This is a genomic window from Pseudomonas sp. FP2309, from assembly GCF_030687575.1.
Classification (GTDB): domain Bacteria; phylum Pseudomonadota; class Gammaproteobacteria; order Pseudomonadales; family Pseudomonadaceae; genus Aquipseudomonas.
Map to the genome: position 1 here is coordinate 3,612,915 of NZ_CP117439.1, position 12,731 is coordinate 3,625,645.

Annotated in this window: 14 protein-coding genes and 1 pseudogene; 1 reads left to right on the top strand and 14 read right to left on the bottom strand. The window is 64.0% G+C overall.

The genetic code is table 11. From position 1 onward, the window contains the following. Nucleotides 1-274: 274 nt before the first annotated feature. The 13 genes and pseudogenes from gspD to PSH59_RS16525 form a co-directional block, all read right to left on the bottom strand. Complete coding sequence (gspD, locus tag PSH59_RS16465) at nt 275-2,479, bottom strand: type II secretion system secretin GspD (protein WP_305393218.1); 2,205 nt, start codon at nt 2,477-2,479, stop codon at nt 275-277. Next, on the bottom strand, nt 2,476-3,000 hold the full coding sequence (locus PSH59_RS16470; protein ID WP_248082144.1) for a general secretion pathway protein GspN: 525 nt from the start codon (nt 2,998-3,000) through the stop codon (nt 2,476-2,478). The genes gspD and PSH59_RS16470 overlap by 4 nt, the downstream gene beginning before the upstream one ends. After that, nucleotides 2,997-3,608, bottom strand: a complete 612-nt coding sequence (gene gspM, locus PSH59_RS16475) for a type II secretion system protein GspM (protein WP_305393219.1) — start codon at nt 3,606-3,608, stop codon at nt 2,997-2,999. The genes PSH59_RS16470 and gspM overlap by 4 nt, the downstream gene beginning before the upstream one ends. Further along, nucleotides 3,583-4,614, bottom strand: coding sequence for a PilN domain-containing protein (locus PSH59_RS16480; protein WP_305393220.1), 1,032 nt, complete (start codon nt 4,612-4,614; stop codon nt 3,583-3,585). Before PSH59_RS16480 ends, gspM begins: the two co-directional genes overlap by 26 nt. Beyond that, entirely contained in the window at nt 4,611-5,336 is a 726-nt protein-coding gene (locus PSH59_RS16485; protein WP_305393221.1) for a type II secretion system minor pseudopilin GspK, read from the bottom strand. Before PSH59_RS16485 ends, PSH59_RS16480 begins: the two co-directional genes overlap by 4 nt. Then, nucleotides 5,333-5,962 carry a prepilin-type N-terminal cleavage/methylation domain-containing protein gene (locus PSH59_RS16490; RefSeq protein ID WP_305393222.1) on the bottom strand — a complete coding sequence of 210 codons (630 nt, stop codon included), beginning with the start codon at nt 5,960-5,962 and terminating at the stop codon, nt 5,333-5,335. Before PSH59_RS16490 ends, PSH59_RS16485 begins: the two co-directional genes overlap by 4 nt. Continuing rightward, a complete protein-coding gene (locus PSH59_RS16495; protein ID WP_248082165.1) occupies nt 5,959-6,321 on the bottom strand; it encodes a prepilin-type N-terminal cleavage/methylation domain-containing protein in 363 nt (120 codons plus the stop codon). The genes PSH59_RS16490 and PSH59_RS16495 overlap by 4 nt, the downstream gene beginning before the upstream one ends. Then, nucleotides 6,318-6,749, bottom strand: coding sequence for a type II secretion system protein (locus tag PSH59_RS16500; RefSeq protein WP_248082167.1), 432 nt, complete (start codon nt 6,747-6,749; stop codon nt 6,318-6,320). Before PSH59_RS16500 ends, PSH59_RS16495 begins: the two co-directional genes overlap by 4 nt. A gap of 9 nt (nt 6,750-6,758) precedes the next feature. Continuing rightward, complete coding sequence (gspG, locus tag PSH59_RS16505) at nt 6,759-7,184, bottom strand: type II secretion system major pseudopilin GspG (RefSeq protein WP_248082168.1); 426 nt, start codon at nt 7,182-7,184, stop codon at nt 6,759-6,761. A gap of 20 nt (nt 7,185-7,204) precedes the next feature. Then, a complete protein-coding gene (gene gspF, locus PSH59_RS16510) occupies nt 7,205-8,407 on the bottom strand; it encodes a type II secretion system inner membrane protein GspF (protein ID WP_305393223.1) in 1,203 nt (400 codons plus the stop codon). Continuing rightward, nucleotides 8,404-10,098, bottom strand: coding sequence for a type II secretion system ATPase GspE (gene gspE / locus PSH59_RS16515; protein ID WP_370694434.1), 1,695 nt, complete (start codon nt 10,096-10,098; stop codon nt 8,404-8,406). The genes gspF and gspE overlap by 4 nt, the downstream gene beginning before the upstream one ends. A 104-nt stretch (nt 10,099-10,202) precedes the next feature. Continuing rightward, on the bottom strand, nt 10,203-10,361 hold the full coding sequence (locus tag PSH59_RS16520) for a hypothetical protein (protein ID WP_305393225.1): 159 nt from the start codon (nt 10,359-10,361) through the stop codon (nt 10,203-10,205). 474 nt (nt 10,362-10,835) lie between these two features. Next, nucleotides 10,836-10,997 (bottom strand): annotated as a pseudogene (locus PSH59_RS16525) (TetR/AcrR family transcriptional regulator); the annotation flags it as partial. Nucleotides 10,998-11,164: 167 nt separating this feature from the next. Here PSH59_RS16525 and PSH59_RS16530 point away from each other — a divergent pair. Beyond that, a complete protein-coding gene (locus PSH59_RS16530; protein ID WP_305393226.1) occupies nt 11,165-11,878 on the top strand; it encodes a M12 family metallopeptidase in 714 nt (237 codons plus the stop codon). Nucleotides 11,879-11,923: 45 nt separating this feature from the next. On the opposite strand, the gene fecE is transcribed toward PSH59_RS16530, so the two are convergent. After that, nucleotides 11,924-12,730, bottom strand: a complete 807-nt coding sequence (fecE, locus tag PSH59_RS16535; protein ID WP_305393227.1) for a Fe(3+) dicitrate ABC transporter ATP-binding protein FecE — start codon at nt 12,728-12,730, stop codon at nt 11,924-11,926. Between the last annotated feature and the right edge of the window lies 1 nt (nt 12,731).

Consider the following 12,731-nt stretch of genomic DNA (forward strand, 5'->3'; position numbering starts at 1 on the left):
AGGGGGTTGGAGTGGCCCTTGAGGTCTCGCCTGGGTTAAAGCGACGCCGCCATCCTAGGAGGAAAAACACGAATTAGAACGATGAAAAATCCTCTGTAAATGTAGGATTTTTCTCAGAAAAATACCCCGCCGTGCCGTCTCAAACTTTCATGCAGCCAGCTAGGTTTTATCCAGTGCGTTGTCTGCCAACAATCGCCCACCTGCGATGCAACCCACTCGCGCCATCGGGCATCTCAATTGAAGTGATCGCGGCGATGCTGCCGTGGCCTCAACCTCAGCCCCCAGGCTTCAACAACTGCATCTGCTGGCGATAATCATCCGTCACCTGCCTCGCCTGGCTGCTGCTGGTAATGACCCTCGGCGTAATCAACACAATCAGCTCCGTGCGGTCCTTGGACTTGCTGGTAGTGCCAAACAACCAGCGCAACCCCGGAATTTTGCCCAGATACGGCACCGCACTCACAGACTCCGCGTTGTCCTGCTTGATCAAGCCGCCCAACAACACCGTCTGGCCGCTCTGCACTGCTACCTGGGTGGACACCGAGCGCGTCGAGATCCTCGGATTAGCCGGCGTGTCGCCGTTGTTGCTCGCCTGATCCTGCGCATCGCTGACCTGCTGCTGAATATCCATGTACACCAACCCGCCCGGATTGATGCGCGGCACCACATCCAGGATCACCCCGGTCTGCACGTATTCAACGCTGCTCAACGTGGTGTCGGAGGTGCCCGTGTTGACCGTGGTCTGGCTGATCGGGATGTTGTCGCCCACCTGAATCTGCGCCGGCTGGTTGTTCATCACCACCAGCGACGGCGCCGACAGCACTTGGGTGCGGCCGTTGGTTTCCAGCGCGTGCAGTGCCACTTGCAAGTTGGAACTGACGAAGGAGTAGAACAACGAATCCGCCGCGCCCAACCCGGCCGCACCACCGCCCAGCGCGCCTTGGCTGCCGGAGGCGTTGGCCACAGTGGTGCTGGTGGAATTACCGGCCAGCCGCCCCAGGTACCACTGCACGCCAAGGTCCAATTCACCGGTGAGTTTGACCTCGAGGATGCGCGTTTCGATCTGCACTTGCAGCGGCGGATTGTCGAGGCGCTTGATCGCCGATTCGATCTCCTTCCACTGCACCGGTCGTGTACGCACCAGCAGTTGGTTGCTGCTTTTTTGCGCGGTGATGCGGGTGCCGGCGTCGAGGCTTTTGGCCGGGGCGCCTTCGGTGGTGTCCGGCTCGGCACTGTCCTCGGCTTCGGACGCTTGGGCTTGATCGTCGACGACAGGCGAGGTGTCATTCAGTCCGCCCGGCGTGCTGCCGGCGGTGCTGTTGGTGCCCGGTGACGACAAGGTCGCCGTGCGCAGACCGGGGGCGACTTTGGCCGGCGCATCGTCCTTGATCGCCCCGCTGCCGTAGATCTGTCGCAGGTATTTGGCCAGGTCGGTGGCCTTCATGTTGCGCACGTCGTAGACGTACATCTGCGGTTCGTTGCCGCCGCCTTCGTCGATGGTGTGGATCCAGTCACCGACCTCACTCAGGTACTGCGGCTGGGACGAGATCGCCACCACCGAGTTGGTGCGCTCGATGGGCAGGAACCGCACCATGCCCGCCAACGGCATGCCGCTGTCGGGGCCGAACATCTTTTGCAGTTCGGGCATCAGCTCGGCCACCGAGGCCCGTTGCAGACCGAACACACCGACCGACATGCCTTTGAGCCAGTCCACATCAAAGGTGTCGATGGTGTCCTGGTAGTTGGCCAATTCTTCCGGCGTACCGGCCAGGCTCAGTACATTGCGCGCCGGGTCCACCAGCAAAAAAGCGTTCTCGCGGGCGAACGGCTTGAGCAGTTTCTGCATCTCGGTGGCGGAGATATAGCGCAGCGGAAACAGCCGCGCCGACAAGCCGCTGGACGGCTGCGACACGCGCATTTGCGGCACCAGCTTGCCCGCCAACGCCTGGTTGGCCGGCAGGATCACATAGCGGTTGCCCTGTTTGATCATGGCGTTGTCGGTCCAGGACAGCAGGGTTTCGAGAATCGACAACGCCTGCTGCTTGTTCACCGGTTTGGAGGTGGAAAAACTTACATTGCCCTTCACGCCCTGGGCGATGCTGTAGTTCTCGTGCAGCAAGTCGCCCATCACACTGTTGATCACCGCCTCGATCGGCTGGTCGGCAAAGTTGAACACGATGTCACCGCCACCCTCCTCCTTTACCGCCGCCACAGCCGGTGGACGCACGAACTGCTGGTTGCCGCGGATCAGTTGGCGCTGGGCTGGGGCTCTTGTGGCGGGCTGGCCGCTGTCGAGCGGCGTGCGCTCGCTGGCCGGGTCGACGGGGGGGCGCTGCGCGCCGGTGCCTTGCATCGCCTCATGCAACAGCGCGTCGTCCGGGTCGAGATGGTCGGGGAATGTGCCGCAACCGCCGAGGGAAACAGCGGTCGCCAGGCAAAGCACGGTGGTGCGCAAGGCGTCAGGGAATGTATCGATCAAGGGGTTGGCTCGTGAGGAAGGGTAATCGGGGCGGTGCTGGACGGCGGCGGCAAACGCAAGGCCCGCAGGCTCAGGGTTTGGCTGCGGCCGTCTTGCACAAAGCGGGCGTCGCGCGGGGTCAGGTGCTCCAGGCGCCAGCCATTGGGCAGGGTCTGGTTTTGATGAACTTTGAGCGGCGGGCCGTCGGCCCGTTTGAGCAGCGCCACGCGCAGGTCGCCGTCCAGCACGATGCCGGTCAGGGTCAGGCTCGACAGGCTGGAAACCGCCGCCTGGCCGATCGCACGGTCCGGACTGCGGTCGGTGCTGAACAGCGGCGCCTGCCAGGTGCCGGCCAGGCTGTCGAGGCTGACTTGCGGCGCGGCCAGCACCTTGGCCGAAGCACTCGCGCTGGCGCTGGGTGCGGGTTCCGGCAGCCACTGCGGGGCATCGCCGATGCTGCTCAAAATACCCAGCATCAGCACGCCCAGGGCGGCGGACAAACCGAGCAAGCCCCACTCGATGGGGCGCAGTGCATTGATCATCGGGCCTCCTGCCCGGCACCGGCCGGTTGCAGGTAACCGCGCACCAGCAGGTGCACCACCAGTTTGCCGGCGCCGCCGGTGGCGGGCGCATCCGGTCGACGGCGGATGCTCATGTCATCCACGAACAGAAACGGGCGCTGATACTCCAGTTCATGCAGGATCGCGGTCAGCGGTTCGATGGCGCAGTTGAGGGTCAGGCTGACCTTGACCTGGCGATACGGCTCGGCATCGTCCTGCTCCGGGGTGATCGGCATGCGCTGGGTGAGCATGCAGCCGCCGCCGAGGCCGGCGCGGCTGTTGATCAGGTCGGCAATGCGCTGCATCAGGTCGGCCGCGACCGCGCTGGGATCGTCACCGGGCAACAGGCTGGTGCTGCTGGCCGGGCCCTGTCGCGCCTGTTCCAACTGCTCGCGCAGGCCCTGCTCCTGGCGCAGCACGCCGGCATAGCGCTGCTGTTGTTCGCGCAGCTGTTCGGCCTGCTCGCCCATGGCACGCAAGGGGCCGGCAAACCAGCTATCGATCAACAACCAGTAAGCGCCGCCCAGTACCAGGGCCAGGCCGATCAAGGCCGCGCCACGGCGTTCACGGGGTGTCAGTGGTCGGCGCATCGGCGGCCTCCTGGTGCAGATGGGCGCGCAAGGAAAACTGGTCCTTGCCGGTTTGCGCATCGGGTTGGATCACCCCTTCGAACTTGGCGTTCTGCAGACTGCGGCAGTTCTTGATGCGGGCGATCAGGGCACTGGCCTTGGCGCTTTGCCCTGAAAAGGACACCTCGGCGCCGTCGTTGACGTCCAATTCGTCGATCCATGTGTCGGGCGGCAGGCAGGCGGTTAACTCGTTGAGCAGCGCAGCCAACGGCGGCTGGGCGGTCTTGCGGCGGATCAGATACTGGGCCGCGCCCCGGGTGTTGAGCAATTGCTGGCGCAGCGCCTGGACCTGGGCAACCTGGGCCTTTTGCGCGCGTACGCTCTGTTGCATGGCCTCGAGCACGCGCTGGCGGTCGTCGAGCCACAGCACCATGGCGCCAACCAGCAGCGCCCCGCACAGCCACGGCAGGCTGCGTTGCAGGCCTTTGCCCGTGGGGCGCTGGCGCGGGCGCAGCGGTGTGGGCAGCAAGTCAATGCCCATGGGCGTGCCGGTCGCATCCGCCACATCCACCGCATGGGGCTGCAAGCCGAGGGTGGTGCAGTCGCTGAGGATCTGGTCCAGACGCTCGCGCAGCATCGCCACCAGGGTCACGTGCACATGCTTGGCGCTGCGCCGCTCCTGGCGCGCGACAAAGTACAGCTGCGCGGCCTCGAACGGGGTGAAGCGGTCCAGTTCATAGCCGACCACGGTCGACAGGTTGCGCGCGGCGGCCAAGGGCAATTGCAGGGTTTGCACCAACACCGCATCCGGCGCCAGCAGCAACACCTGGCGCGCCTCACCGGAAGGTGCGTTCACGGGCGCAGTGAGCGGCCACGGGTACAGGTGCTCGGGGATGTCATGCAATGACAACCAGCGGGGCAGGCAGTCGCGCAGCTCCTTGACCCACAAGCGCCAGCCCTGCTGCAGCAGGCTGCCGTGCCAGCGCCGGGCGAGCGGCTCAAGCCGCGACGTCAGGTGTTCATTCATTCTTGCCAACGCAGTACTCGATAAGGTTGTGCGCTACCTTGCGCGGGGCTCAATAAAACCGTGGCTTGCAACTCGGCGTGATAGCCGCCGGGGCGTTGCGCGCGGCTGCTCACCACGAGCACGTCGCCGGGGTCGGCGCCCACCGCGCTCGGATGCGGCAGGTTGAGGGCGTGGCGCATCAACGGGCTGGCGAAGGCCGGGTCGGGCCGGTCCAGGCCGCTCCACAGGCTGACTTCCGGCACCAGCGCGCTGTACAGCGCCTGGCTCATGCCCGGCAGTTGTCGCACTTCTTCCACCACCCGAAACGGCGCCAGACCCTGGTTTCGGCGCACTTCCAGAGCTCTGGCCACTTGCCTGGCCTGGACCTGTGTGGCGCCGCACGCCAACGCCAGGCGGGCAAAGTCGGCCACGTCGGCGCTGTGCAGGTACAACTTGCCGCGTTCGCTGCGCAGGCTTACGTGCAACTGCGCGTCGTCAAATACCAACGCGATTTCACGCCCGTCGACCACCCACTGTTTGCGCTGCAACGGATCGGCCACGGCTTGCATCGCCAGCGCCACGCCCGCCTCGGCCGCCAGCACCGCTTGGGTGTGCTGGCGATGCCAGGCCGCCTGGCGCGTTTCCAACTGCACCCAACCGGCCAGCCCACCGAGCAACAGGCTGAGCAGAGCCAGCACCCAGAGCACCAGCAACAGCGCGACACCGCGTTGATGCTTGATCATTCGGGCGCCCCGCCGGACAGGTTCAGGCGCAACGCAACCACCTGGGTCACCCACTGCACGGGCCCGTCGACGCGCACGGAAATGCGCACGGCGGACGGCAGGCGTCTGGTCCACGGCCACGCGTTGATCCAGCCGGTGGCCTGACCCTTTGGCGACACGCCGCGATAGCTGAACTGCAGGTCTTCAACCCCTTTGAGCAACACCTGCGGTTCGCTGCGCGAGGCTGGCACGCTGACCTGCGCCCTGGACTCGAACTGGGCGAACGCCACCTGCAAATCGCGCGGTGCCTCGGCGCCGGTCAACTGCAAGGTGAAGCGCTGAATACCGCCACCCAGCACGCCGGGCAGGGTCGCGACAAATTGCATGCGCTGCGGCTCGCCGACGAAAAAACCATCGACCTGGCTGTCGTCTTCGGTGACATCCAACGGCAATGCCTCGCTGATGGCGGTGCGCAAAAACTGCTGGGCGGCGCGCATTTCATCCAGGCTGACCGTGTAGCGCTGGGCCTTGAGCACCGCGCGATTGGCGCCGAGCAACGCGCCGCCCACCAGGGTCAGCAACACCCCCAGCAGGCTGAGCACGATCAGGACCTCGAGCAGGGTAAAGCCCTGCTGACGCCGCGTCACAAACCGACCCCGGACGTTCGCAGCTTCAAGGTGCTGAACTGCGCCTGGCGCGGGCCTTCACTGACCGTCAGGTCCAGACGAAACAGATGCGCCTGGCCGACACGGCCGGGCTGCCGGGCGATGCGCAGTTGCCAGGCGATGCCGTCCAACTCGCCCTGGCGCGTACCGCTGGCCAACGGTCCCGCACCCTCCTGGTCCATCACACTCAAGGCGGCATGGGTCAGGCGGTCGCTATGGGCCACGTGCAATAACGCGCGCGCGCTCTGGCCGAAGGCGACCAGCAGCACCGTGCAACAGATCGCCATGAGCGTCAGGGCGGCGAGCATTTCCAGCAAGGTGAAACCGCGTTGGCGCTTCATGGCAAGGCCCTGGATTGCACGCTGCCGGTCAACCAACCGATATCGATGCGCCAACGCCGGCTGCCATTGGCCAACAGCAGGTTGCCCCCGGTGGAGCTGCCATCGGGGTAGAACGCCACGGCGGAGCCGGCTTGTTCGGCGGTATGCAGCGTCACGTGCAGGTCGGCCGGCCAGTATTTTTTCGGGCGCCCCGGCGCCTGCACGCTGAGGTTGCGCAAATCGAACAGCGTGCTTTCGGTGGTGCCGCTGACAATCGCCCGCGCCCGCGTGCTACGCAACGCCTCCACGATCTGCCCGACCGCCTGACGCTCTTTGGCAGCGCGCAGGCCTTGTTGCAGGCCAAAGCCAACCAACCCGGCCGCGACGCTGATCAAGACGATCACCGCCAGCATTTCCAGCAAGGTAAAGCCGCGTTGAGCGTCTGCCATGGTCGTGGCTTATTCCCAGTTGCCCAGGTCGGCGCTGTAGCCTTCGCCGCCGGGCTGACCGTCCTGGCCGTAGAAGATCAGATCAAACGCGCCGTGCTCACCGGGGAAGCGATAGCCGAAGGCATGGCCGAACGGGTCCTTTAGATCCGACGGTTTAGCGTACGGGCCGGCCCAACCGGCGCTGTTTCCGGGCTTGTCGACCAGTTGCTGCAGGGTCTTGGGCGGCGAACCGACGTCCAGTCCATAACTTTCGATCTTCATGCTCAGGCTGGCCAGTTGCGCCTTGCCGGCGCCGTACTTGCCCTTGTCCACATTGCCGCCGACCTGGCGCACCACGATGGTCGCGACGATGCCCAGCAGTACGATCACCGCGAGCATTTCCAGCAGGGTAAAACCGCCCTGGCGGCGGGCGTGTTTGAATCGGGTCTGACGCATCGGTTGGCTTCCTTGAGGGTTCATATATTGCTGGTCAGGCTCATCAGCGGCAGCATGATCGCCAGCATGATCACCGCCACCAGCACGGCCATGACCACGGTCAGGGACGGCACCAGCGCGGCGAGCAGGCGGTCGATGCCACGTTTGGCTTCGACATCGAACACCTCGGCGACCTTGAGCAACATGCTGTCGAGTTCACCGGCCTGTTCGCCGACTTCAATCATTTGCAGGGCCAGGTCCGGCAACAGGGGCTGCGTACCGAACGCGCTGGCCAGGGTGCCGCCGCCCTTGACCGATTCGGCGGCCTGGGCGACTTGCGCCTGCAGCGCGCGGTTGGTGCACACCTGGCGGGCGATCACCAGCGCTTGCAGCAGCGCCACACCATTGCTGAGCAAGGTGCCCAGGGTGCGCGCCAGGCGCGCGGCTTCGACCCGTTGCAGCAGCGGGCCAAGAATGCGGATGCCCAATACGCGGCGGTCATAGCGCTCACGGCGCTGGGGATCACGCAGGCGTGCGACAAACGTCCATGCGCCGACAATCAACCCGGCCAGCACCGCCAGGCCATAGGCACCGAGGAATTGGCCGAGCCCCAGGATCACCTCGGTGATGAGCGGGATCGGCACCCCCAGGTCCTTGAAGATCGGCACGAACTGCGGCACCACATACGCCAGCAACAACGCCAGGGAACCGAGCACGCCGACCACCAGAAAGGCCGGATAGATCAACGCGTTGATCACCTCGCCCCTGAGCAACTGGCTGCGCTCCAGGTAGTCGCTGAGCTGGATCAGGGTGTTTTCCAGGGCGCCGCCCGCCTCGCCGGCGCGCACCATGCTCAGGTACAGCGGCGAGAACTGGCCGCCCTCTTCTTCCAGGGCTTTGGACAACGGCTGGCCGGCCTTGACCCGCTCGCGGATGCGCTCGATCAACGCACGGACCTGGGGCTGACCGGGTTGCTTGAGCAGAATGCCCAGGGAGCGCTCCAACGGTTGCCCGGCCCCCAGCAGCGTGGCCAGTTGCTGGGTGAAGCTGACCAACGCCGCGCCGTTCAACTGACCCCGGCCAAACGCGTTGCGCAGCCCTTGGGCACCGGCCAGATCGATGTGCAATAACAACAAACCGCGCTTGTGCAGCGCAGCGACCGCGGCGTTCTGGTCCGTGGCTTCCAGGGTGCCGCTTTGTGGAGTGCCCTGACTGTCGAGGGCGCGGTATTTGAACAGGCTCACGCGCCCTCTCCACGGGTGACGCGCAGCACTTCTTCAAGGGAGGTAACACCCGCCACCGCCTGACGCAGGCCCTCTTCATGCAGGGTGCGCAGGCCACCCCGGCGCGCGGCCTGTTCTAACGTGGCGGCGTCGGCCTGGCGCATCAACAGGCTGCGCAGTTCGTCGTTCATCACCAGCAATTCGGTGATTGCACTGCGCCCGTGATAGCCGCCGCCCGGCGCATCGGCACGGGGGCGATAAAGCATGATCGGACGCTGCTCGGTAAACCGATCCAGGCCATGTTCGGCGATCAACTCCGCCGGTGCTTCGAAGGCTTCGCGGGTGGCCGGGTCGAGGCGGCGCACCAGGCGCTGGGCGAGGATACCGTTGACGGTGGAGGCGATCAGGTAGCTCTCCACGCCCATGTCCAGCAGGCGCGTGATACTCGCCGCCGCGCTGTTGGTGTGCAGGGTCGACAGCACCAGGTGGCCGGTGAGGGAAGACTGGATGGCGATGCGGCAGGTTTCCAGGTCGCGGATCTCACCGATCATGATCACGTCCGGGTCCTGACGCACGATGGAACGCAGCGCCCCGGCAAAGTCCAGGCCGATGGCCGGTTTCACCTGGATCTGGTTGATGCCTTCGAGCTGGTATTCCACCGGGTCTTCGACGGTGATGATCTTGCGCTCGGCGGTATTGAGCCGCGACAGCGCCGTATAGAGCGTGGTGGTCTTGCCCGAGCCGGTGGGCCCGGTGACGAGCAGGATGCCGTGGGGCCGTTCAAGCACTTCCAGGAAAGTCTCCAGGCGCTGGCCGTCGAACCCCAGGCTCTGGAAATCGAACTGCACGGTCTGGCGGTCGAGCAAACGCATGACCACTGACTCGCCAAAACTGGTGGGCACCGTGGACACGCGCAAATCCAGTTCCTTGCCCTGGATGCGCAACATGATGCGCCCGTCCTGGGGCAGGCGGCGCTCGGCGATGTCCAGGCGCGCCATGATCTTGACCCGCGAGATCACCGCCGCCGACGAACTGGCCGGCGGCGCCTCGGCGTCGTGCAGCACGCCGTCGATGCGGTAGCGCACCTTGAGCTGGTTCTCGAAAGGTTCGATGTGGATATCCGAGGCGCGATGTTCCACCGCGCGCTGCAGGATCAGATTGACCAGGCGGATCACCGGCGCTTCGGAGGCCATGTCCTTGAGGTGTTCGATGTCTTCCAGCGCGCCGCCCTGCTCGTCCAGATTTTCGATCAGCGTGCCCATGGCCGAACGGCCCTGGCCGTAGTAGCGCTCGATCAGGCTTTCAACCTCGTTGCGCGGGCCCACCGCCAGCCACACCGGTACGCCGCAGGCATACGCCAGGGCCTGGAACGGGTAGACCGCCGCCGGGTTCGCTGCCAACACCCGCACACCGCCCTGGCTCCAGCCCACCGGCACCACCTGGTAATGGCGCATGAAGCGCTCGGTGAGGGCCGGCAATGGGTCCAGCAGCGGTGGCGCGGCGTCCGCCATGAGCAGCGGGGCGTCGAGCAAGTCGGCCCAGGCGCGGGCCAGCTGCACTTCGGAGACCAGCCCCAGGCGAGTGAGCAAGCCCAGCAACTCGGGGTCGTCGGACTCCTGGGACAAGCGCCGGGCGCGTTCCAAGTCGACGGTTTTCAAGCCGGCGTTTTGCATCAGCCACGCGCACACCTGTTCGGTGTGCGGGACATGCATCTGGCAGGCATCGATAGGCTGGGGCATAGGGCCAAATCTGAGAGGCGATGTGGAAACCCTGCGGCAGCGCACTTGCTCGCTCCCGCCGGGACATACGTTGGCGGTCAGTCGAAGGTGGCATCCGCGTTCGTGGCGTGCGCCGCCATGGCCGCGTCACTCACTGCAATACCCAGCATAAAGCTGGCACCCAACGGAGCCTTTTCATAAACAATTCTCCCGATAAAAAACGCCGGACAGCTCAAGGGGGCCTTGAATGGGTTCAAGACCCTACACCAAAGCGTTGTGTATGACAGCGTGTATAAAACATGGCCTTTTAGAACTACTGCGCAGAGCCATTCATTCGCCATGCCGCCATCTATTTTCTTAAGCCAATCGACTGGTAGGTTTAGTTCAAGTTCAAAAGCGTAATGAAATATTTCTTATTTAGCGCAAAAATTAGCTTCCGTTTGACCTTTAAGCGCAATAATCGCCTTATCCCATGCATTTATGTGGCTCAAAATGCCATCACGAAATATCACATAGACATCACTTACACCCATCGTTAATACAATTATCCGAACTTGATAACAGCAAAAAGTGTTAAGTAGTTGCAATTAACCATCGCTTAAACGTTGCGTTCAAGACGAACTATTATCGGCAGAAAAGTGACGAGTGTCGTCCCAGGACATTCGCCTGAACGCCAAGAACGAGGCCGACAGCGGTACACGTGACGGTGATGGCTATGAGAGAAGTGATGACAGCAACCCGGCCACCAAAATGCCCACGATCGCCGCCACCAGGGCCATCGACCCGCCGCTGCAGCCTTCCAGGGAAAACACCTGCAGGGCTGCGTCCAACAGCTCTTCGCGGCGTTTTTCACCTTTGGGCGCGCGTCGAGTCCTGGGAAGCAGGTCGATCATGGAAAAGTCCTTGAGCGCAGACCTGCACCCTATCCAAATTGACTGCCCCCCCCCCCGCAAATAAAGACCGGCAAGAACATCATTTCGTCCCCCTCCCACGGAACCATCCCCGGGGTCTGGACGAACTATGCGCAAGACTCTTCCCTGACGCCTTGGAGAAAAACGCCATGATCTCGCCGCCTGCCTATCCATTGCCCTCGCCCACTGCCCGAGCCCCCGACAGTGCCGCTCAGCCCGAACCGCTCTCACGCGGCAAACGCAGCGTGGGTGAGCCTGGCAAATACTGGCCACAAAACAGCATCCTGAAAATCGCCCTGTACGACTACGCCATGGATGACCCTTATGTGCTGGCGGTGAAAAAGGCCGCCAGCGAATGGCTGCCCCATATCAATCTGACATTCGAATTCGTCTGCGGGGAAGACGGTGACGTTCGTATCACACAGAACCTGCCTGGCGACCACGGTGGCAGGTCGATGATCGGCACCGATGCGAAAAACGCCCCCCCCTACGCACCGACCATGAGCCTGCCGGCAGACCCTGGCACCAGTTCATTCGCCGTCACCGTCATGCACGAGTTCGGGCACATGCTGGGTGCCCACCATGAACACCAGCATCCCGACGCGAATATCCCGTGGAACCGGCCCAACCTTGATCGGCTCTTCGATCAATCTGAGCTGCAGACCAACTTTCGTCCGCTGCCTCGCAGCGACATTTATGATTTCTCGCGCTACGACCCGGATTCGATCATGCACTACTCCATCGCCCCCTCATGGAGTACCGACAACACCTTTCACTCAAGAAACGCGATGCTCAGTGCAGACGATATCGCCTGGGCGAACAAGGCTTACCCAAAAGCACGTCATCAACCTGGGCCCATCTAAACGGTAAGGCCGGTGCGGCCTCGATCAGCCAGATTCAACGCGTCCTCATTGCACACGGCTTGAGTCGTGAGTGCGGATGCTTTTTTCCACCACGCACATCGGCGTACCGGAAACAGGCTCATTGATGATCTGCACTTGCACCTCAAAGACCTGGCGCATCAAATCGGCGTTGATCACCGCCGCGGGCGCGCCATCGGCCACCAGCTTGCCGGCGTGCATCACCGCGAGGTGGTCGGCGTAGCGGCAGGCCTGGTTGATGTCGTGGAGCACGGTGATCACGGTCTTGCCCTCGGCAGCCAGTTCGCCCATCAGGTCGAGCAGTTCGACCTGATGGCTGATGTCCAGGTAGGTGGTGGGTTCGTCGAGCAACACCACCGGGGCGTTCTGCGCCAGCACCATGGCCAGCCAGGCGCGTTGGCGCTGGCCACCGGACAAGTCGGCCAGGGCACGGTCGGCGAGCGTGTCCAGCTCCAGGCGGCGCATGGCCTGGGTCACATGGGACTGGTCGTTGCCGCTCAGGCGGCCCCACAGCGAGTTGTGCGGGCTGCGTCCATAGGCGACCAACTGGCGCACGCTGACGCCTTCGGGCACCGGTAACACCTGGGGCAAAAACGCGATCTGCCGGGCCAGTTGGCGCGCGGACAGGCTGGCGTAGGCGTGGCCGTCCAGGGTCAGCTCGCCGTGGGTGGGTGTGAGGATGCGTGCAAAAGCCTTGAGCAAGGTGGATTTGCCGCACCCATTGGGACCGATCAATGCGGTGACCTTGCCAACCGGCGGCGTGAACGACAGCCCTTGCACGATGCGCGTCGCGCCGTAACCGATATCGAGCTGTCGTGCCTGGAGAATACTCATG